The 22,213-nt window shown below is 36.5% G+C and carries 20 protein-coding genes and 1 tRNA gene; 15 read left to right on the top strand and 6 right to left on the bottom strand.

The genetic code is table 11. The features are described from left to right. Window positions 1-58 precede the first annotated feature (58 nt). Genes ACFILT_RS06605 through dprA form a run of 4 tightly spaced genes read left to right on the top strand, consistent with a single transcriptional unit; the run spans window position 59 to window position 4,155 of the window. On the top strand, window positions 59-1,024 hold the full coding sequence (locus ACFILT_RS06605; protein ID WP_375679772.1) for an aspartate carbamoyltransferase catalytic subunit: 966 nt from the start codon (window positions 59-61) through the stop codon (window positions 1,022-1,024). Continuing rightward, window positions 1,021-2,322, top strand: a complete 1,302-nt coding sequence (locus tag ACFILT_RS06610; RefSeq protein WP_375679774.1) for a dihydroorotase — start codon at window positions 1,021-1,023, stop codon at window positions 2,320-2,322. Before ACFILT_RS06605 ends, ACFILT_RS06610 begins: the two co-directional genes overlap by 4 nt. Before the next feature lie 11 nt (window positions 2,323-2,333). Then, complete coding sequence (gene plsY / locus ACFILT_RS06615; RefSeq protein WP_375679775.1) at window positions 2,334-2,966, top strand: glycerol-3-phosphate 1-O-acyltransferase PlsY; 633 nt, start codon at window positions 2,334-2,336, stop codon at window positions 2,964-2,966. Beyond that, complete coding sequence (dprA, locus tag ACFILT_RS06620; RefSeq protein WP_375679776.1) at window positions 2,923-4,155, top strand: DNA-processing protein DprA; 1,233 nt, start codon at window positions 2,923-2,925, stop codon at window positions 4,153-4,155. Before plsY ends, dprA begins: the two co-directional genes overlap by 44 nt. On the opposite strand, the gene ACFILT_RS06625 is transcribed toward dprA, so the two are convergent. Further along, window positions 4,085-4,291 (bottom strand): hypothetical protein, encoded by a 207-nt coding sequence (locus ACFILT_RS06625; RefSeq protein ID WP_005773510.1) that lies wholly within the window; start codon window positions 4,289-4,291, stop codon window positions 4,085-4,087. The genes dprA and ACFILT_RS06625 overlap by 71 nt on opposite strands. Before the next feature lie 265 nt (window positions 4,292-4,556). Here ACFILT_RS06625 and topA point away from each other — a divergent pair, with 265 nt between their 5' ends. From topA to ACFILT_RS06660, 7 genes are all read left to right on the top strand, one after another. Continuing rightward, window positions 4,557-7,130, top strand: a complete 2,574-nt coding sequence (topA, locus tag ACFILT_RS06630) for a type I DNA topoisomerase (protein WP_375679777.1) — start codon at window positions 4,557-4,559, stop codon at window positions 7,128-7,130. Between the two features lie 3 nt (window positions 7,131-7,133). After that, complete coding sequence (gene rnr, locus ACFILT_RS06635) at window positions 7,134-9,410, top strand: ribonuclease R (protein WP_375679069.1); 2,277 nt, start codon at window positions 7,134-7,136, stop codon at window positions 9,408-9,410. A gap of 276 nt (window positions 9,411-9,686) precedes the next feature. Beyond that, window positions 9,687-10,859, top strand: coding sequence for an MFS transporter (locus ACFILT_RS06640; RefSeq protein ID WP_375679778.1), 1,173 nt, complete (start codon window positions 9,687-9,689; stop codon window positions 10,857-10,859). A gap of 102 nt (window positions 10,860-10,961) precedes the next feature. Continuing rightward, complete coding sequence (gene rpmG / locus ACFILT_RS06645; protein WP_004864083.1) at window positions 10,962-11,129, top strand: 50S ribosomal protein L33; 168 nt, start codon at window positions 10,962-10,964, stop codon at window positions 11,127-11,129. Between the two features lie 327 nt (window positions 11,130-11,456). Then, complete coding sequence (locus ACFILT_RS06650; protein WP_375640808.1) at window positions 11,457-12,020, top strand: thermonuclease family protein; 564 nt, start codon at window positions 11,457-11,459, stop codon at window positions 12,018-12,020. Between the two features lie 28 nt (window positions 12,021-12,048). Next, entirely contained in the window at window positions 12,049-12,678 is a 630-nt protein-coding gene (locus tag ACFILT_RS06655; RefSeq protein WP_375662552.1) for a uracil-DNA glycosylase family protein, read from the top strand. A 21-nt stretch (window positions 12,679-12,699) separates the two neighbouring features. Beyond that, window positions 12,700-13,191: an Lrp/AsnC family transcriptional regulator gene (locus ACFILT_RS06660; protein ID WP_375608344.1), complete on the top strand. Its 492-nt coding sequence runs from the start codon at window positions 12,700-12,702 to the stop codon at window positions 13,189-13,191. 48 nt (window positions 13,192-13,239) lie between these two features. On the opposite strand, the gene cobT is transcribed toward ACFILT_RS06660, so the two are convergent. The 3 genes from cobT to glpD all read right to left on the bottom strand — a co-directional run bounded on the left by cobT (window position 13,240) and on the right by glpD (window position 17,829). After that, complete coding sequence (gene cobT / locus ACFILT_RS06665) at window positions 13,240-14,226, bottom strand: nicotinate-nucleotide--dimethylbenzimidazole phosphoribosyltransferase (RefSeq protein ID WP_375679779.1); 987 nt, start codon at window positions 14,224-14,226, stop codon at window positions 13,240-13,242. Between the two features lie 392 nt (window positions 14,227-14,618). Continuing rightward, window positions 14,619-15,599: a tRNA dihydrouridine(20/20a) synthase DusA gene (dusA, locus tag ACFILT_RS06670; protein WP_375679780.1), complete on the bottom strand. Its 981-nt coding sequence runs from the start codon at window positions 15,597-15,599 to the stop codon at window positions 14,619-14,621. Between the two features lie 700 nt (window positions 15,600-16,299). After that, window positions 16,300-17,829 (bottom strand): glycerol-3-phosphate dehydrogenase, encoded by a 1,530-nt coding sequence (glpD, locus tag ACFILT_RS06675; protein WP_375679066.1) that lies wholly within the window; start codon window positions 17,827-17,829, stop codon window positions 16,300-16,302. Window positions 17,830-18,174: 345 nt separating this feature from the next. On the opposite strand from glpD, the gene ACFILT_RS06680 reads away from it, so the two are divergent. The 4 genes from ACFILT_RS06680 (at window position 18,175) to ACFILT_RS06695 (ending at window position 21,426) form a co-directional block, all read left to right on the top strand. Beyond that, a complete protein-coding gene (locus tag ACFILT_RS06680; protein WP_375679065.1) occupies window positions 18,175-19,041 on the top strand; it encodes a DsbA family protein in 867 nt (288 codons plus the stop codon). A 242-nt stretch (window positions 19,042-19,283) separates the two neighbouring features. Next, window positions 19,284-19,781 carry an acetyl-CoA carboxylase biotin carboxyl carrier protein gene (accB, locus tag ACFILT_RS06685; protein WP_375679064.1) on the top strand — a complete coding sequence of 166 codons (498 nt, stop codon included), beginning with the start codon at window positions 19,284-19,286 and terminating at the stop codon, window positions 19,779-19,781. 14 nt (window positions 19,782-19,795) lie between these two features. Further along, the gene (gene accC / locus ACFILT_RS06690; protein ID WP_375679063.1) at window positions 19,796-21,154 is read left to right on the top strand and encodes an acetyl-CoA carboxylase biotin carboxylase subunit; all 1,359 of its coding nucleotides are present in this window, start codon (window positions 19,796-19,798) and stop codon (window positions 21,152-21,154) included. A gap of 196 nt (window positions 21,155-21,350) precedes the next feature. Further along, window positions 21,351-21,426 (top strand) — tRNA-Thr (locus ACFILT_RS06695). Window positions 21,427-21,595: 169 nt separating this feature from the next. On the opposite strand, the gene ACFILT_RS06700 is transcribed toward ACFILT_RS06695, so the two are convergent. Together ACFILT_RS06700 and ACFILT_RS06705 are read right to left on the bottom strand one after the other, a co-directional pair. After that, a complete protein-coding gene (locus ACFILT_RS06700; protein ID WP_375679781.1) occupies window positions 21,596-21,799 on the bottom strand; it encodes a helix-turn-helix transcriptional regulator in 204 nt (67 codons plus the stop codon). Window positions 21,800-21,875: 76 nt separating this feature from the next. Continuing rightward, window positions 21,876-22,213, bottom strand: a 338-nt coding sequence (locus ACFILT_RS06705) for a lambda exonuclease family protein (protein ID WP_375679782.1), incomplete at its 5' end; no start/stop codon positions are given.

Below are 22,213 nucleotides of genomic sequence, written 5' to 3' on the forward strand. Positions count from 1 at the left end.
TATCATATTCAAACAAATGCTTGTTTAACCTGTTTAGAGAGAGATAAAGAAGAATGCTATGATGCAAAATATTTTTTTTCCACTTTTCCCTCATCAACATCTTTTAGCTATTAAAGATCTGAGTGTACAAGATCTTAATACATTGCTTGATCGTGCAGAAGCAAATGTTATCCTTTCTAACAAAATTGATAAAATAAAATCTACTTTGCATGGACGGACTCAAATTAATCTCTTTTTTGAAGCCTCTACGCGAACACAATCTTCTTTTGAATTAGCGGGTAAAAGGCTAGGTGCACACGTGATGAGTCTTGCGATCGGCAACTCATCTGTAAAAAAAGGAGAAACATTACTTGATACAGCTATAACTCTCAATGCGATGAAGCCAGATATACTGGTTTTTCGCCATAACAGTGCAGGAGCGGCAGCTTTATTAGCGCAAAAAGTTGATTGTTGTGTTATTAATGCAGGTGATGGTGCTCATGAACATCCAACCCAAGCTTTATTAGATGCTCTAACCATTAAAAGGGCAAAAGGTCGTATTGAAGGATTAACTGTTGCGATTTGCGGAGATATCTTACACTCACGTGTTGCCCGTTCCAATATCCTGTGTCTCAATGCTTTGGGTGCTCGTGTTCGTGCTGTTGCTCCCTCAACACTCTTACCCGCAGAAATCGCTCATATGAGTGTTGAGGTTTTTAACACGATGAAAGAAGGTCTTAAAAATGCTGACGTTATCATGATGTTGCGCTTACAGCATGAACGGATGACAGGCTCTTTTATTCCTTCTACGCGTGAATATTTCCATTATTTTGGCTTACATAAAGAAAATTTAGCCTATGCCAAAAATGATTCTATTATTCTGCACCCTGGCCCAATAAACCGTGGTGTAGAGATTGCATCCGATATAGCAGATGGACCACAAAGTATGATTCATACGCAAGTAGAAATGGGAATTGCAGTGCGTATGGCTGTCATGGAGGCTCTATTAGATTCACGCGCAAAGATCAGTGGAGAAAAAAAATGATAAAACCAGTTGTTTTTCAAAATGCTCGTATTATTGATCCTTCGCGCGCAATCGATGAAATTGGTACAGTTATTGTTGAAAATGGACGAATTATAGCCGCTGGAAAAGAAGCTCTGAATCAGGGATTCCCTGAAGAAGCAGAAGTTATTAACGCACAAAACAAAGCAATTCTCCCTGGACTTGTTGATGCGCGCGTTTTTGTTGAAGAATTAGGGAATGAACATTGTGAAACAATTACATCAGCAAGTTACGCGGCCGCAGCAGGTGGTATTACTTCCTTTCTTATGATGCCAAACACGCATCCAGTTATTGATAATGTAGCACTCGTTAAATTTATTACGCATACAGCACAGGAAATGTCATTGGTCAATATTTATCCCGTTGCTTCAATCACACAAGGTTTCAACGGACAAGAAATAACCGAATTTGGTTTGCTCAAAGATGCTGGAGCCGTTGCCTTTAGTGAAGGAAAAAAAACACTTCAAAATTCATCTGTTATGCGGCGTGCAATGACTTATGCACGCGATTTTGATGTTCCATTGATGCATGAAACGCAAGATAAAGATCTTACAGGGCAAGGTGTGATGAATGAAGGACTGCTTGCCAGTTGGCTTGGTCTTTCTGGCATCCCTCGCGAAGCAGAAGTTATCCCACTTGAAAGAGATCTACGTTTAGCAGCATTAACGCAAACACGCTATCATGCCGCTCAAATATCGACAGCACTCTCTGCTGATGCACTTCGTTTAGGTAAAAAACGCAGTGAGAAAATTTCAGCGGGTGTATCTATTAATCATTTATCTTTCAATGAAAATGACATTGGACAATATCGCACTTCTTTTCGCTTAATGCCCCCATTGCGTACAGAAGAAGACCGTGTAGCAATGATTGAAGCAATAAAGGATGGGATTATAGATGTTATTGTCTCTTCTCATGATCCTCAGAGTATCGACACAAAACATTTACCATTTAATGACGCGGCAATTGGCGCTATTGGTATGGAGACCTTATTGAGCGCAGCCTTACGTCTTTATCATAATGAGAGCCTATCTCTTCTACGGATAACGGAACTTTTGTCAACGGCGCCTGCAAAGCTCTTTGGACTCAATGCAGGAACACTCAAAAAAGGGGCTCATGCAGACCTTATTGTGGTTGATCTTGAAGAACCATGGGTTGTTTCGAAAGAGAAGCTCTATTCACGTTCAAAAAATACCCCTTTTGAGAATGCACGTTTTCAAGGACGCGTGCTCCAGACCTTTGTGAAAGGGAAAAACGTTTTTAAACTTGATCAACAAATTTAATGAGATTCTTAATGAATGAAGCAGAAATATTTTTTCAATCCACTCCATGGTTTATTTTCCTCATATCTTATCTCATTGGCTCGATTCCATTTGGGCTTCTTTTTACGAAATTGTTCAAAATTGGTGATATAAGAACAATCGGTTCCGGCAATATTGGAGCAACAAATGTTTTACGAACAGGAAATAAAAAGCTTGCTGCTCTAACACTTCTTTGTGATATGTTGAAAGGAACTATCGTTGTTTTCGTTATAAAGTTTTTTAGTGATCCGCTAGACAATAGTATCCTTATTTCTCTAGCAGGCTTTTTTGTTTTCTTAGGACATCTTTTCCCCGTATGGCTTAAATTTAAAGGTGGCAAAGGTGTTGCTACCTATCTAGGAGTCTGCTTAGGAATCTATTGGCCTGCAGCAATTATTTTTATTATTGTATGGAGTGCGATTTTTCTCCTCATGCGTTATTCTTCATTATCTGCGCTTATTGCTGTTACGATCACACCGATATTTGTTTTTTATTTTTCCGCTTCTTATTTCTATTGTATGCTGATTGTGATGAGCGTATTTGTGTTTATAAAACATTCTGCAAATATCGGTAGATTATTAATTGGGGAAGAAAGTAAGATTGGTACGCAACACGGAGATAAATAAAGGAATCCTGCTTACTGATCGTCAACGTCTAAGCTGGTTACGGTTATTGCGCAGTGAAAATATTGGAGCTGTTAGTTTTCGCAATCTCATTGATCATTATAAAACAGCAGAAAATGCTCTGGCAGCGCTGCCAGAGCTTAGTAGAAAAGGGGGTGGTTCTGTATCTATTAAAATAGCAAGCTTAGAAGATGCAGAAAAAGAAATGCAAGAAGCTGAAAGATTAGGTGTCCGGTTTATTGGTATGGGAGAACCAGATTATCCAGCTTTTCTTAAGGTTACAGAAGCCCCCCTGCCGCTTATTGCTATCAAAGGTAATGTTTCAATTTTTCAAAAAACTTCTATTGGAATTATAGGTTCTCGAAATGCTTCAGCTGCGGGAAAAAAGCTTACAGCTCAATTTGCGCGTTTTCTCGGAGAAGCAGACTTTGTAACAATTTCTGGGCTCGCTCGTGGAATTGATAGCGTTGCGCATCAAGCAAGTTTAAAAACAGGAACTGTTGCAGTCATGGCGGGAGGAATTGATCATATCTATCCTCCTGAAAATAAAAAGTTGCATGAAGATATTATTGCCAACGGTGGAGCCATTATCAGCGAAATGCCCATTTCTTGGAAGCCGCGTGCTATCGATTTTCCAAGAAGAAACCGTATTATTGCAGCTCTATCACTTGGTCTCTTGGTTGTAGAGGCAGCCCTGCGCTCAGGGTCCTTAATTACCGCACGTCAAGCAGCTGAAATGGGACGGCTAATTTTTGCCATTCCCGGTTCTCCACTTGATCCAAGATCTGTTGGTACAAACAATCTTATCAAAGACGGTGCTCTACTCACCACACATCCTTCTGACATTATAGAAACACTTACGCCATTAATTTCACCGCTTCCAAATTCGCAACTCAATTTTTTTGAGGAACCATCCTCCTTACAACTTGAAAAGGAGAATTTTAATTTAGCAGATGAAAAAAACAGCGATCTCTCTTTAGCAGATGATGATGCAGCACGTGCAGCAGTTCTCTCCGCTCTTTCAACAACGCCAATCGATTTAGACACACTCAGTATCCACTCAGGTATTTCACTTCCAACTCTCTACCTCTTGTTGGTAGAACTCGAGCTTGCTGGAAAGCTTATTCGACACTCTGGTGGTTGTGTGTCATTGTCGAATCTTGATCTTCCCCAAGAGCCTCAGCACTATTAATAATGCTTTGCCCTTCTTTGGCAACCATATCCAAAAGCAATGCTAAAAGCGGACTGTGCGCCTGACGCGCCATCTGATTCATTTGCTTTGACATGTCTGTAATATATTGGATAACTTTTAAATGATTTATAAACATAATCCTCTATCCTTGAGCATTTCCCCTCCTACCTCTCAATAGACGTTATCTTAGTATTTCGCCGTATGTTTTTGTAATAACAGTGGAAAATAAATCGTGTAATTCTATATAGGGTGTGCTCTAATAATGACAATCATAAGTTGTACAATATTCATGTTTTTTATATGGCTAATATTTTTTTTATGTGCTCTTAAGCAATTGGCATTAGCTATTCGCGTAAAAGGCGTTTATAAAAAAATTTTTATTTCAATATTTGGGTAAAATTATGAATATCGTTATCGTTGAATCTCCAGCAAAAGCAAAAACAATTAATAAATATCTTGGGTCTCAATACAAAGTTGTCGCATCATTTGGACATGTTCGTGATTTGCCTGCAAAAGATGGTTCTGTTTTACCGGATCAAGATTTTTCTATGAAATGGGATATAGATTCTGCTGCCGCTAAACGTTTAAATGAAATAGCAAAAGCCGTTAAAGAAGCTGATAGCCTTATATTAGCAACAGACCCTGATCGTGAAGGGGAAGCTATTTCATGGCATATTCTGGATGTTCTTCGTCAAAAAAAAGTTTTAAAAGATAAACCTATTAAAAGAGTTGTCTTCAATGCCATCACCAAAAAGTCTGTGCTTGATGCTATGAATAATCCACGTGATATTGATACATCCCTTGTCGATGCTTATCTTGCACGTCGTGCTCTCGATTATCTCGTTGGTTTTACACTTTCACCTGTTTTATGGCGTAAACTCCCTGGTGCGCGTTCAGCAGGACGCGTTCAATCGGTTGCTTTGCGTATTATTTGTGATCGTGAATCAGAAATAGAACATTTTATCAAAGAAGATTATTGGTCCATTACAACACAGTTAAAAACCATCCGAAATGATAGTTTCCAAGCAAGATTGACAATGTTTAATCAAAGAAAAATAGGCAAGCTTGATATTCAATCTCAAGAACAAGCAGACCAAATTCGCTTTATGCTGGAGAAAGCGCAATATCATACACTCAGTGTTGAAGCAAAACCTACAAAGAGAAATCCTTTTCCTCCATTTACGACCTCTACACTACAACAAGCAGCTTCTTCAAAACTAGGTTTTTCAGCTTCTCGCACTATGCAAATTGCCCAAAAGCTTTATGAAGGCATTGAAATTAATGGTGAAACGGCAGGGCTTATTACTTATATGCGTACCGATGGTGTGCAGATAGCACCAGAGGCTATTGATTCAGCACGAAAAGTTATTCATGAAACTTTCGGAAAAGACTATATTCCTGAAAAACCACGTTTTTATTCAACAAAGGCAAAAAATGCACAGGAAGCACACGAAGCGATCCGTCCAACAGATTTTCAACGCAATCCTAGTCAAGTCCGTAATTTTCTCGATAGCGATCAAGCAAAGCTCTATGAGCTGATATGGAAGCGTGCTATTGCCAGCCAAATGCGCTCTGCTGAAATTGAACGTACAACTGTTGAAATTGAAGCACAGACAGGAGAAAACTGTGCAAATCTACGGGCAACAGGATCTGTTGTTCGCTTTGATGGCTTTATTTCCGTCTACACGGATCAACGAGACGAAGAAAATAATGAAGAAAATGAAACAACACGTTTACCACAAATAAACACTGGTGAAGCACTTACAAAAGAAAAAGTTGAATCTGTACAACATACCACAGAGCCCCCTGCTCGTTATTCTGAAGCTTCATTAATTAAAAAGCTTGAGGAGTTAGGAATTGGTCGTCCTTCAACTTATGCATCCACATTGGCGACATTGTGTGACCGTGGATATATTGTCATTGATAAACGAAAGCTTATTCCCGATGCCAAAGGACGTATTGTTACAGCCTTTCTTGAAAATTTTTTTAATCGCTATGTAGAATATGGTTTCACAGCAGATCTTGAAGAAAAGCTGGATCTTATCTCTGATGGCAAACTTTCTTGGAAAGACGTATTGCGAGATTTTTGGGATGGATTTAATGCATCTATTATCAATATCCAAGAACTCCGTATAACCAATGTTCTTGATGCTTTAAATGTAACATTAGCACCTCTCGCCTTTCCTGAACGCGAAGATGGAAGTGATGTACGTTCCTGTCCTCTTTGTAAAAATGGTCAATTATCATTAAAACTTGGGCGTTATGGTGCTTTTGTTGGCTGTTCCAATTATCCCGAATGTAAATACACACGCCAACTTGGTACAGATACTGGAGAAGAGAATGAAGCTGTACGCAATGATGAACCTGTTATACTTGGTATTGACCCTGAAACAGGAAAAGAGATCTCTCTTCGTAATGGCCGGTTTGGTCCCTATATTCAACTTGGTGAAAGCAAAGAAGTTAAGCGTGCAGGATTACCAAAAGAATGGCAGGCAGAAAATGTAACCCTTGATAAAGCCTTGGCTTTACTATCCCTTCCCCGTGAAATTGGCATTCATCCTGAAACTGGAAAAACAATCACGGCTACGATTGGACGATATGGTCCCTATCTTAGCCATAACGGAAAATCTGCGCGCCTTCTTCATGCAGATGAAGTTTTTGATATTGGTATCAATCGTGCTGTTACAGTATTAGCAGAACAACAAGAAAACAAAACCAGGCAAAGCAGAACAACACCTGAAGCATTGGCAACATTAGGAGAGCATCCCGAAGGAGGAACCATTACCGTGCGCAACGGGCGTTATGGTCCTTATGTCAATTGGGGTAAAATTAATGCAACATTGCCAAAAGATAAAGATCCCATTAGTGTAACACTTCCAGAGGCACTAGAACTTATATCGGCTAAAGCATCGAGTAAAAAAACAACTTCAAAAAGAGCTTCTTCTAAAACAAAAGCAAAAATAAAAGAGACATAAATTTTGGCTAAAGGTGAAAAAAACATAAAATATCTCTCTTCATTCAAGGGGAAAACTTTTCCCAATAAGGAAGCAATCCTTTCCTTTATAATTGAGAATCCTAACCACTCAAGTAAACGAGAAATCGCTAAAGCTTTTAACTTAAAAGGCGATTCTCGTATCTGGCTTAGAGATATGTTACGTGAGTTAAAGGATCAAAATCTCATATCTGAACACCACAAAAGAGCAATAAACAAAGGAAAATTACCCCCTGTTTCTTTAGTAAAAATTAGCGGACGTGATAAAGATGGAAGTTTTATTGCACAACCTCTTGAATGGGAAGATTCTCCAAAGCCCAATATTGAAATACACTCTTTTCATCACATAACAAGAAGTAATATTGGTGTTGGAGATCATATTCTTGTAAAAGTTTTTCGAAATAAAAATTCTGAAAGCTCAAGCTATCCTTATACGGGACGAATTATTCGTAAAATTGATGTATCTCCCAAAAGCGCATTTGCTATTGTACGAAAATTGGAAAATAATCAATGGCGCCTTGATCCTATAGACCGCAAAACCAATGAACTCATTGTTGAAATGTCTCCAGAAATGAAGATTCAAATTGGTGATCTCGTTGAAGTCGAAATAAAAAAAAATACTGGTTACGGATTAAAGAGCGCAAAAATAAAGAATGTTTTAGGGCACATTAAGAGTGAGAAAACACTCTCAATGATAGCGCTTCTTTCGAAAGGAATTCCTTATATTTTTCCTGAAAGTGTTCTTGAGCAAGCCAAACATATCAAAGCTGCCAATATGGATAATCGTGAAGATTGGCGACAATTGCCCTTTATTACAATTGATCCACCAGATGCAAAAGACCATGATGATGCAGTTTATGCAACCAAGGATAAGGATCCAGCAAATAATGATGGTTGGATTATTATTGTAGCCATTGCAGATGTTTCTTATTATATCAAAACAGGAAGCGCTTTAGATAAAGAAGCATTGAAACGTGGAAATTCTGTTTATTTTCCCGATACCGTTGTGCCAATGTTACCTGAACGCCTTTCTCATGATTTATGTTCTCTGCGTGAAGGAAAAGAAAGACCAGCTTTAGCCGTTCGTATGATTTTTGATGCAAACGGTAATAAACGAAAACATAGTTTTCATCGTACTATGATTCGTGTAAGAGCCAAACTTTCTTATCAAGAAGTACAATTGGCAATTGAAGGTAATATAAATGAAAAAATAACCCCTCTTTTTGAGAGCATTTTGCACCCCTTATGGGAAGCCTATGCATGCCTTAAAGCTGCGCGAAATCGTCGCCAACCACTAGAATTAGAAATTGCAGAAAAAAAGATTATTCTTGATCAAAATGGTTGCATAAAAGATGTTGTGAGTGAAACACAATTAGAAGCGCATCGTTTAATTGAAGAGTTTATGATACAAGCTAATATTGCAGCTTCTGAAACATTAAAACAACATCACCAGCCGCTCATTTATCGTATTCATGAAAAACCTTCTCTTGCTAAGCAAGAAATACTTCGGAGCTTTCTTCAAAGTTTGGGGATACCACTCTCCCGCGGAAGCGAACTTACCTCAGCGCGCCTTAATAGAATTTTAGAAAAGGTCGCTCATACTCAACAACAAGAACTAGTCAATCAAGTTATTTTGCGTTCACAATCACAAGCAGAGTACAACCCTAAAAATAGTGGCCATTTTGGTTTAAATTTGCAGAACTATACACATTTTACATCACCAATCCGTCGTTATGCTGATCTCATTATTCATCGAGCACTCATTAAAGCTCTCAAATTAGGAAATGATCAATTAACAGATACACAAGAACAAAATCTTGCAGAAATTGCTACGCAAGTTTCTTTATACGAACGCCGTGCAATGATGGCTGAAAGAGAAACGATTGATCGGCTTGTTGCTCACTATTTAACGAATAAAATCGGTCGTATTTTTACAGGTCGCATTTCCGGAGTTACAAAAGCAGGTCTTTTTATCTCACTTGATAAACTCAATACAGATGGTTTTGTCCATATTTCTACACTTAAAAATGATTATTATCATTTTGATGAAGCACAACATGTTCTTGTAGGACAGCGTAGCCATAAAGGCTATCAGCTCAGTGATGTTGTAGAAGTAAAACTTATAACGGTACAACCTTTTGCTGGCGCTTTATGCTTTGAACTGTTAACAAAACCTCGTCCAATAAAATTTTCACCGACATCCTACCATAAAAACAAATTAAAAAAACAAAAGTATACTTTTTATGGGAAAAGAAAAAATTAAGCTTCTTGCCCTCCATTAAATATAATATGAATAATAAATTCAATTTAAGAAATGGCTTATATTATATAATATTTATATTATTTTATATGTACAATCTTCTTTCTTTAGTATACAAGAGGATAAATTTTATTGTTAAGTCTATAATAACCATATAAAAATCTTGCAGTTTTTTATACTTAGGAAATGAGAGAAACTGCAAAGGGTAGTTTTGGCTCCCTTTCATTTCAGCTCATCTTTTCATTGTTTAAATAAACAAGAGTACCTTAAGCCATTCTCATGAAAAAAAAACCTTTTGACTCTCAAAATAATTCTTTGCGTGCAATTATTGCCGCTATTGCAACCATTGGCACTGTTGGAACAGCATTGGCAATGGGAACACAACTTGTTTCTCTTCTTATGGCAGAGAAAGGACTTTCCAACAGTACAATCGGCTATAGTGGAACAGTTGGTGGAATCGCCACAATTATTGCAGCTATTTTTACGTCTCGAATCGCCTTATGCTTAGGAATCGCTCAAACAATATTGCTTATGATGGCGATAGGATCTTTAAGTTTTTTAGGATTCTATTTTTTTGATCCCATATGGGTTTGGTTTATTTTAAAGTTTATATTACATTTCAGCATGACAGTTATGTTTATCCTATCAGAGTTTTGGATCAACAGTTATGCTCCCCCCAAAAAACGCGGTTTGATCCTTTCTATTTATGCTATTGTCTTAGGATTAGGGTTTATAATAGGTCTAACGCTGCTAGCAAAAGTGGGAACACAAGGATTTATTCCTTTTGCTGTTGGATATAGCCTTATTATGCTTGCTACTATACCAATTCTTACCGCTTGGAAATTAAGTCCAGAATTTCAAAAAAATCAATATATGCCATTTTTTCGTTATCTTTTTCACGTTCCAAGTGCAATGATGGCGGTCCTTGTTTACGGGGCCGTTCAAATGGGCGTATTAACTCTTATAATACCCTTTAGTTTATCCATTGGTTATAATGAGAATGAAGCAGCACATTTTATGGCAACCCTTGCACTTGGGAATATTTTCCTCTTAATTCCTATCAGCATTATAAGCGACTACGCCAAAGATCGACGCTACCCACTGATGAGTTGCGCTATTCTAGGTTTTATAGGAACTTTTATAGTACCATGGATTCTTCAATATCCATGGATTCTGATGCTTGATTTGTTTTTTCTGGGTGGTGTATCAGCGAGCCTTTATACAATTAGTCTTGCACATTTAGGAGCCCGTCTCAAGGGGCAAGAACTTGCTGCTGCTAATTCTGCTTTTATTTTTTGTTATGGAATTGGTATGCTCATCGGACCGACCTTTATCGGAAAATCCATGGATATCTTTAAACCCTTTGGTTTTTCAATAGCCATGGCTGTTTTTTTCGGTTTATATGTCATGTTGGTGTTTGTCCAACTTATGAGAAAATTAATCAGCTCTTGACTTTTTTGAGAACATCCGTAGTGTTGCCGGAAAATCTGATGATGTCGGAAATAAATTTTGACAGAAATAATATTTTTTCAGTATAAATAGGGTATTTACATTATGGCTAAAGCAGCAACCATTAAGATCAAGCTTTTATCAACTGCAGATACTGGTTTTTTCTATGTAACAAAGAAAAACAGCCGTACAATGACAGATAAAATGAGCAAGCGTAAATATGATCCAGTTGTAAAAAAGCACGTTGAATTTAAAGAAACAAAAATTAAATAAATAAAATTATCATTGAATTGATAGATTTTATACTCCAAAAGAAATGTGGGAGTATTGCTCTTCAAAGTTATTTTTTGAGGGCTGTTTTTTATTTCCTTAAGTTTAAAAAGTTTACTTTAAAATTTGTTTTTGTACGGATTTGGATAAGTTGAATTATTATTTAAGTTGCTTACATATATTCTGCATGAGTATTTGATTATTGTGATATCTAACGAAAATTTTGTCATTAAAACGAGACATTGTTTCGTCATATGAATAAAGTTTCTCGGGTGGATTATAAACAATACTAAAATAGAGTTGTAGTAATGTTAGCAGTTTCTTTATTTCATGAAAAAATCTTTTTCTCATTTTAATCTAAGAAGCTTTAATCTAAAAGTAATCGGTTTCAGTATTTTTGTCGCTGCTAGCATTCTTATCATTATGTCAACTTATTTTAAGAAAACTCAGCGGTTGCCTCAAAAAGAAAAATTTTCTTCTCAAAACTCTGTTGAAGGAAATGCATTAATCATTGATGGCGATACCATTATGATTTCTTCAATTAAGATTCGACTAGCTGGAATTGATGCTCCTGAACTCCACCAATTTTGTGGAAAAAAGGAAGCGCGCTACCCTTGTGGGCTTGAGGCAAAAAAATATTTAGAAAAACTATTAAAAAATCAAACTGTTACATGTCACTGGAAAAAAACAGATAAATATCGCCGTATTCTTGCAACATGTAAAACAAAACAAGTTAGCAATATCAACGCAACACTTGTACATAATGGTTGGGCTGTAAATTATTATGAATACCCCAAAGAAGAGCAAGAAGCTAGAAAGAAAAAGAAAGGAATATGGGCATCAAGTTTTCAACGACCAAAAGAATGGCGCAAAGCAAATCCTCGCACAGAATAAAAAAAATATTTTTTAATTTTATTTACTAATGAAACAATGTAGCCCAATTATCAAACTTGAAAAAGAGATCTATTCCTGTCGTGTTTGCGTCCAACAACCCCATTATTTTCCTCCTCTTCCTCATGAACCAAACCCTGTCGTTTATTTATCCGATACTGCTTCGATTGCAATTGCAGGCCAAGCACCAGGGTTGCGTGTCCATGAAACTTCTATCCCTTTTAATGATCGCTCTGGCGAAAAATTGCGTAATTGGCTGGGTGTCACGAAAGAAGAATTTTATAATAAATCTCTTTTTGCTATTGTTCCTATGGGATTTTGTTTTCCAGGTTATGACAAAAATAAAGCTGATTTACCACCAAGACGGGAATGTCGAGAAATATGGCATGAAAAGATATTTCAGGCAATGCCTCAAATAAAGCTTGTTCTTGCTATTGGCAGTTATGCGCAAAAGTGGCACATTACAGAATTAAAACATAAAACCGTTTCTGCAACTGTTGGTGATTGGAGAAATATTCTTTCCATTCCTCAACCTCGAGGCTATAATGTTATGCCTTTGCCTCATCCGTCATGGCGAAATACTTCTTGGTTACAGAAAAACCCATGGTTTAACGATGAGCTTATTGTATATCTGCGTCGTTTAGTGCGTAAATTTTTATAAATTAAAATATTGAGAAAAAATATGGATCGTCTTGACCGAAAAATTTTACATCTTTTGCAAGAAAATGCGACACTTTCTGTTGCTGATATTGCTAAAAAAGTGGGGCTTTCGACCACTCCTTGCTGGCGTAGAATTCAAAAACTTGAAGAAGATGGCGTCATTCAGCGTCGTGTTGCTGTTCTTTCTCCAGAAAAAGTAAACGCACACGTCACTGTTTTTGTGTCTATTCGCACAAATACACATAGTCATGAATGGTTTAAGCGTTTTTCAAAAATTGTGCAAGAATTCCGTGAAGTCATTGAATTTTATCGAATGAGTGGAGATATTGACTATTTATTGCGTGTTGTTGTGCCCAACATTGAAGCTTATGATCTTTTTTATAAAAAATTAATTTCTAAAATTGACATCCGTGATGTCTCTTCTTCTTTCGCAATGGAACAGATTAAATATACAACAGAACTTCCACTTAATTATATTAAATTACACGACAAGACGCATGAACAAAGCTCTTAAGATTTTTTATATCCGTCTTATGATCTTTTAGGCATTCAAACTTTCTTGTTAAAAAACCACCATTTGTGCATGTGTTAAAACAGCAGCTTTGACAATACCAGCTGCCATAGCTGCTCCTGTCCCTTCACCAAGACGCATCCCTAAATCTAGAAGTGGTTCTTTGCCAATTTTTTTTAAAAGTTTACGATGAGCTGTCTCAGAAGAAACATGTCCAACAAGGGTATGATCAAGAGCTTTTGGATGCATTTTATAAAGAACCGCTGCAGCTGCTGTTGCCACAAAACCATCTAAAATAACGGGTATTTTTTCTATTCTTGCTGCTAAAATAGCACCAACCATAGCAGCAATCTCACGTCCTCCTAAGCGACGCATTATCTCAAAAGGATCATTAAAATAATCCTTATGCAAAGAAATGGCTGTCTTAACCGCTGCAATTTTACGCTGATAAAAATCATCTTCTGATTCCATACCATTTCCTGTCCATTCTTCCACTTCCCCTCCAAACAATGCTAAGCATAAAGCTGAAGCTATTGTTGTGTTTCCAATTCCCATTTCTCCAATACATAAAAGATCTGTCCCACCCGCAATGGATTCCATTCCAAATGCCATTGTAGCAGCCGCACTCCGCTCATCCATTGCGGCATCCTTCGTAATATTCATTGTTGGATATTCCAATGCTAAATCAAAAATTTTTAATCCAAGATCATAAGCAATACAAATTTGATTGATAGCAGCTCCACCAGATGCAAAATTTTCTACCATTTTTTGTGTCATAGATTGTGGAAATGGTGTAATATTCTCCTCTACAATACCATGGTTTCCAGAAAAAATAGCAACCAAAGGTCGCGTTACGATAGGTTTTTCTGTACCCCTCCACCCCGCATACCAAACAGCAATATCTCCTAGTTTTCCCAATGTTCCTTGCTCTTTTGTTAAGTTTTTTTGCCGTTTTTTTGCCAAAATTATAGAAAACTCATCAGCAACAGGTAAATTTGTAAGCAAAGCACGAAAATCATCAAATGGACTAGCGATCATAAGGATACCTTTTAAAATCTACAATGTTTATGAAAATCACGTCATATATACAGGATATAAATAATTTATTGTTTTTTTAACAGTGCTTTAAAAATGTTAAATACTATGAAGGTAATAATTTCTATATTCTATTTTCTACCCCAATAACAAACGTGCAAGATTCAAAATGTTATTAATATCTTATGACTACCTTTACAGTGATACCCTTAAACTATTTTTTATTAAATAGGCATAATCAGCATGCCGTTTAATATATAAATTCTAACATTCTTATTCATAATAAAAGTTATAAACTTTCAAAAACTTATAAAATTAAAGGGATCAAAATTATCGCAAAGAAATCAAAACGCAAAGGATCTCAACTTTAATATATGTTAATTGTCTGACTGTTATTAAATGAGAGCATAAAAAGCTTCTTTTAAAGTACATATATCTGCGTTTGGTTTTGTCGCATCATTTGATAGTATTTGCCGCCATCGACGTGCCCCACCCCGCCCATGAAATAAACCAATCATGTGACGCGTCACATGAGAAAGCCGCCCCCCCGATGCAATATGTCGAGCCGCATAATCACACATAACCTCAATAAGATCACTCTCACTTAGACTATTCTGCGACTCACCATAGAGTTCAAAATCAATATGTTTTAACAAAGTTGGATCATGATAAACTTGGCGACCAACCATGACAGCATCACAGAAAGTTAAGTGTTCTTTGATCTCATCAATCGATTTAATTCCACCATTTATCCCAATGAATTTATGAGAATATAGACGTTTTAATTTGTAAACCCTTTCATAATTAAGGGGCGGAATATTGCGATTTTCTTTCGGACTCAATCCTTGTAGCCATGCCTTGCGTGCATGTATCCAGAGCGCATCACATCCAGCATTCCAAACCTGATTAGCCAAAAGATCTAACGCTAACTCTTCATCTTGTTCGTCCACTCCAATCCGACATTTGACAGTTACAGGTATAGTAACCTCTCGTTTCATTGCTTCTACGGCATTTGCCACAATGTCTGGATGTAGCATCAAACAAGCTCCAAAGACCCCTGCTTGAACACGATTTGATGGGCAACCAACATTGAGATTTATTTCGTTGTAGCCAAAATCCTCAGCAATTCGTGCAGCTTCTGCTAACTTTTTCGGATCTACCCCCCCTAATTGTAATGCAACTGGACGTTCTTTGTCGCTAAAAGCCAACAATTGTTCGCGAACACCATGAATGACAGCATCTGCTACCATCATTTCCGTATAAAGGAGAGCTTTTTTCGTTAAAAGACGATAAAAAAACCTGCAATGTCGGTCTGTCCAGTCCAACATTGGTGCTACTGCAAATTTTATAGGCGATGGAAGATTGTAAAATATCATGAGGGTATTACTCTCATGTCCTTATAGCTCTCTCTTTATACATAAAAAAATACTTACTTTTAGTTTACGGAAAATTTTATTCTCTTATACTATCATGAGTATAATAACAGCTCATTATTTTCAATTGATATCAAGGTTTACTACAATCAATCATGCCAAAACACAATATCGCATTTCTCATAGATTAGTGTTCAGGTATATAAACATGAAAAAAGAAGATTTTTACTATAATATAAAAAACTCATTTATAAGTTCTTCTTACGCTCTTCAAGCCTCTTCCCTTACATGATTTAGTACAGCGTTTAAGATAATAAATGCTAAACTAACACATTATACAATTTTTCATGCTCGATTTAATTTTCTTTAGATTTTTTAACTCATTGTGCAAATAAACGCTATAGAAAGTATCTTTATCTTCTCCTAAAGAAAGAACAAAAATCCTTATTTCACACGAATCTAATTATAAATCATTTTTTATCAATGAGTTCTTTTTGGTAATATTCTTAGATTTCACTTTATAAGATAGACAAATTTCATCTTAAATATTCTATCTAATTTTGCCATTTTGTGATTCTTGCAAAAAAAAACTAAAATCAGGGTACAGACAACCATTGCCTTTTTAATATCTATAACTAATATCAGTATCTCTCGAAGGAAAATATTTTACAATATTGCAGATACAATTTGTAAAATGAAATGATCATAAACGTTGTTCAATCTCTTGTTGGCTTTGCATATAGGAAGAAAGAGTATCAACCTCTTGTTCATTAAATAGGAGCCCCAGTTTTGAACGACGCCATAACACATCTTCACATACTTTAGCCCATTCTTTTTCCATCAACCATTTTACTTCTACTTCATAAAGCCCATGTCCGAAATTTTTTCCTTTATTTGCCTTACCATGTGCAAAGATCACCAATGCTTCCGTACCGTAGGAGCGTGCAAGCCTGCGATGTGTAAAAGCATCTAAATCTGGCATTAAAAGAGCAATCCTATTTTCGATTGTATCTAATTTGTTATAGGGAAAATCACCCCCTGGAAGTACTGCCTTAGCCGTCCATGATGCTCCCTTTTTACCAAGCTCTTTTTCAACAAATTTCATCGCATCTTCAGCCAACTTACGATAAGTTGTAATCTTTCCACCATAAAGATTAAGTATCTTTGGTGTCGTTCCTGTTCCCATTTCTTTAAAAACATAATCGCGCGTAATTTCTTGTGCTTTTGAAGCTCCATCATCATAGAGTGGACGAACTCCAGAGTAAGACCAGACAATCGTTTCAGGCAACACTGGTTGTATGAAATATTCACTGGCTGCTGCACAAATATAATCAATTTCTGTATCAGTAATATGAACGTCAGCCGGATCTCCTTGATAATTACAATCTGTTGTTCCAAGCAAGGTAAACTCTTCTTGATACGGAATAGCAAATATAATACGCCCATCACCATTTTGAAAAATATAAGCACGATCATGAGTATAAAGCTTGGGAACCAAAATATGAGAACCTCTAACAAGCCGTACTGGTGGATGTTCTTTACAATCTAATATGCTTGCCAAAACATGATCAATCCAAGGTCCTGTCATATTCGCGATATAAGAAGCTGTGACACTATATTCTTTGCTACTTAACTTGTCTTGAAGAAATATACGCCATTTATTGTCTTCTTTTTTTAAAGAGAGAACTTCTGTTCGTACTTTTATATCAGCTCCCCACTTTTCTGCATCACGAGCATTGCCAATAACTAAACGCGCATCATCTACTCTTGCATCAGAATATTCAAAACCTCTCTGATATTCTTTCTTCAGTGTAGAGCAAAATTTTTGTGAAAAATTAATCGTTTTACTGCGCCACAATTTCTGATTCCAATTCCCTAAATAATCATAAATAAAAAGTCCAAAACGCAACATCCAAGCAGGGCGCAATTCTTTATGATAAGGAAGGAGAAAACGCAAAGGACGCACAATATGTGGAGCCATACGTAAAATAATCTCGCGTTCTTTCAATGCTTCACGAACAAGTTTGAACTCATAGTGTTCAAGATAACGAAGCCCACCATGAATAAGCTTTGTTGACGCACTTGAGGTCCCAGATGCAAGATCGTTCATTTCAGCCAATCCCACTTTAAATCCGCGTCCTGCTGCATCTCTTGCCAATCCACAGCCGTTTATCCCTCCTCCAATGATAAACAGATCATAATGTGTTGTGGTTTTCATAATTTCACTTTTCATTATTTAATTTTGTTTCTCAGTACTCAATAAAGCAACAGAAAAAAATAATACAAATGTTCTTCATTGTATTATCAACGTACTTTTTCCTAAAATAAACACGCACAAAAAGCTTTTGATACCCTTATACATCAAAACAACATTTGACAAATTAAAGAGAATTTTTTTATCTTTTACAAAACATAATCCTTGCCAAGCCAAGGTTCATCATATGAAATCTTTTTAGAGAAAAATTGATGTTTTTTCTCATTCTTAAAGATACACTATAACTAAATGCTTCATTGCACATAGATAGCGCTTTTCATATAGTTCACTCAATGACACCCTAAAAAATGTGAAGGTATACAAATGAATTATCACTCTCAAAACTCGAAAATAACACTTCTTTCAAAAATTTTAGTTATGTTGAGTATTTTAACCTTTTTACCTTCTTTATCAAACGCAACATCACACTCAAAAACAGCAAATAATTTAAGCTTAGAAAAGCTTAAAACACAACTTTTGGAAGATTCTAGCTTTTTATCTAAGCTTAAAGAAAAAATGATACCACATACTGATTCTCATCATATTCAACAAATTGTCAGAGAGTACCTTCTTACTCATCCAGAAATTATGATTGAAATGCAGCTTATTCTTCAAGATAAGCTGGAAAAACAGAATGAATACGAAAACCAAAAACAAACTTCTGTCATTCATTTATTAGAAAAAGAAATTTTTCATTCTCCTCATGACGCTGTTTTGGGAAACCCAAATGGTAAAAGAGTGCTTGTCAATTTTTTTGATTACAACTGTGGATATTGTAAAATTTCCTATTCAAATATAGAAGACTTGATAAAAGAATATCCAGATTTAAAGGTTATTATCAAGGATTTACCAATTTTAAGCTCTGATTCTATGGCAGCCCATACTGTTGCCTACGCATTTCGAAAACAATTTCCAGAGAAATATCCTCAGTTTCACAAAACGCTTTTAATGTATCAGGGTCGTGCAAATGAAGCTAAAGCTATTAAAGTAGCTGTTTCATTAGGAGCAGATGAAAAAAAACTACGTAATGCAATAAAAGATCCCACTCTGCAAAACGCTTTTAAAGAAAATATTCAAATTGCCTCTACACTTCATATTACGGGAACACCTTCTTACATCATTGGTAATAAAATATTCATTGGCGCAGCCAAACAAGATATTCTAAAACAAGCGATAGACAATACACAGTGAATTCCTGATCCATTTTAGAAAGAATACTGTAAATGAGGTAATTTTATGCTTTCTCTTTTTTGACAACAGGCTTATAAGTGCAATTTTGCGTAAAGCAGATACGAGTTTTAAATTGCAAAGTATAATAATTTAAAGGAAATAAAAATCTTTAAAGCCTCAAAAGATGTCATCCCTAATCTAGAGATATTCGGTCATAAAATGAGATAATGACGATCTTCATTGATCAAGGAGTTAGAAATAAAATGACAACAAAAAAAATGGATTCGGCAAAAACCGCAATTGATACGAAAATTATTCGTGATCTTGCTGAAATTTTGAATGATACAAATTTAACGAACATTGAAGTTGAACAAGGGGAGCTTCGTATTTGTGTCTCACGCCAAAATACCTTAATTTCTTCTGAGCAAGCAATCTATGCTCCTGTTTCTACTCCTACTTTTTCTGTAACATCTTCTCCAGTTCCAACAGCTGAATCTCCTATACAATCTATCCAAGAAGATAAATCAAAAAACACAATAACCTCTCCAATGGTTGGAACAGCCTATCTTGCACCCTCACCAGGCGCACAATCTTTTGTAGAAGTAGGACAAAATGTTTCTGAAGGGGAGACATTACTTATTATTGAAGCCATGAAAACAATGAATCAAATTTCATCACCGCGCTCAGGTACGGTAACCACTGTTCTTGTCAAAGATGGTCAACCTGTTGAATTTGGTGAACCACTTATTATTGTTGAATAAAGCGAGGGGCAACCATGATTCGAAAAATCCTCATTGCTAATCGAGGAGAAATTGCTCTTCGTGTTTTACGTGCATGTAAAGAACTTGGCATAAAAACCGTGGCTGTTCACTCTACCGCTGATGCAGATGCAATGCATGTTCGTCTTGCTGACGAAAGTGTTTGTATTGGCCCTCCTCCCGCTCGTGATTCTTATTTGAGTATTCAGCAAATTATTGCTGCTTGTGAAATTACAGGAGCAGATGCTGTTCATCCAGGTTATGGCTTTCTTTCGGAAAATGCAAAATTTGCAGATGTTCTAGAAGCCCATGATATTACATTCATCGGTCCAACAGCTACTCATATCCGAATCATGGGCGATAAAATCGAAGCAAAGAAAACCGCCAAAAAACTTGGTATTCCTGTAGTTCCAGGTTCAGATGGAGCCGTCACTGAAGAATCAGATGCTTTACGCACTGCTCGTGAAATTGGTTATCCAGTTATTATAAAAGCTTCTGCCGGTGGTGGTGGACGTGGTATGAAAGTCGTTCATTCTGAACAAGAATTTTCTATAGCTCTCAAAACAACGCGTTCAGAAGCGAAAGCTGCTTTTGGTGATGACGCTGTTTACATAGAAAAATATTTAGAAAAACCCCGTCATATTGAAATTCAAGTCATAGGTGATGGTAAGGGAAATGCTATTCATTTAGGAGAACGCGATTGTTCACTTCAACGACGGCATCAAAAAGTATGGGAAGAAGCTACGTCACCTGCACTTAATGAAACTGAACGGAAAAAAATTGGAAGTATTGTTGCAAATGCCTGTGCCCAACTTGGATATCGTGGAGCTGGTACTATTGAATTTCTTTATGAAAATGGCAGATTTTATTTTATTGAAATGAATACACGTTTACAAGTCGAGCATCCTGTAACTGAAGCAATTACAGGTATAGATTTAGTCCACGAACAAATCCATATTGCATCAGGCTGTAAACTTTCAGTGACACAAGATGAAGTCTGTTTTTCTGGTCATGCCATTGAATGCCGTATTAATGCAGAAGATCCTATTAACTTTACGCCATCACCTGGAACCATTACACATTTTCATACACCTGGAGGTTTAGGGATTCGTGTTGATTCAGGCGCTTATTCAGGTTACCGTATTCCTCCTTACTATGATAGCATGATTGGAAAGCTGATTGTTCATGGACGTACCCGTTTAGAATGTATGATGCGTTTACGGCGTGCTTTAGATGAATTTGTCGTCGATGGGATAAAAACTACACTGCCTCTTTTTCGCGATCTTATTAATAATCAAGATGTTGCTGATGGTAATTATAATATTCACTGGCTAGAAAATTACCTTGCTCATCAATCAAAGTCTTCAGATTCGTAATTCGATAGCAAAACGGTGCATTCTTATAAAAGATTCTATAAGATATCAACATAAGGATAGTTCCAACCTTGCTGTAAAAAGTGGAAAAAAGGAAATAAATTGGTTATTTTTTATATAGTTTTCTTTTAATATGTATAAAATTTAATAATTTTCTGTTTTCCTTTTTGTTAGTTTGTGCTACCTCCTACATGGTTACGCCCTTATAGCTCAGTTGGTAGAGCACCTGATTTGTAATCAGGGGGTCGGGAGTTCGAGTCTCTCTGGGGGCACCATTTTATTTCTTAAATATATTGAAATATATAGATTTTTTCTTTAAATAGCTATTTTCAGACCACCTTTTAGACCACCTTCTACAGTTTATATAATTTTACCTAATTTGTTCTTATTTGCTCCGTATTTTTCTTTGGNTTAGACCACCTTCTACAGTTTATATAATTTTACCTAATTTGTTCTTATTTGCTCCGTATTTTTCTTTGGAGTAAATGCTAAGATCTCTTTCTTTCTCCATCTTACGGCTCTTCCTAGCTTATAGGGTTGCGGAAACTCCCCTTGAAGCACCCAATTGCGAATCGTTGTGGTTGATACACTAAAAAGCTGTGCACATTCACGGGTTGTTACATATCTATCGCCATCATCAAATATCATCTCATTATCTTTCTATTTTTATATTACTTATTACTTAAATGGGTGGGGGTGCTGGGAGGAGAGCACCCCCATAACGTCAAGCGGCTTTTGTCAAAATCTTTTGCATCTCTTGTTCTATTTCTGCTAAAAAAGCTTCGACCGCTTGATTAATCTGTTCAATGTGTTCTTCATCACGGTGAATGCGTTTGATTTTCATGCGCAGGTATGTTGATTGCCTCGTAAAACGTGGGTCATAACTGATAAAATCACACCATTTTCGTCCCGTACAAGCCATTTGGAATTGCATTTGCGTACGATATTCAGGCTTTATATGGTCATCTATAAAAAAACGTAGATGATTTGGGGATTGTGGGCATTTGACTTCAACTAAACCGTCATCACTAACAAACCCATCAGGACTAGCCCCCGCCATTT

The organism is Bartonella sp. AP7XZML (genome assembly GCF_042195745.1).
In the GTDB taxonomy this organism is placed as follows: domain Bacteria; phylum Pseudomonadota; class Alphaproteobacteria; order Rhizobiales; family Rhizobiaceae; genus Bartonella.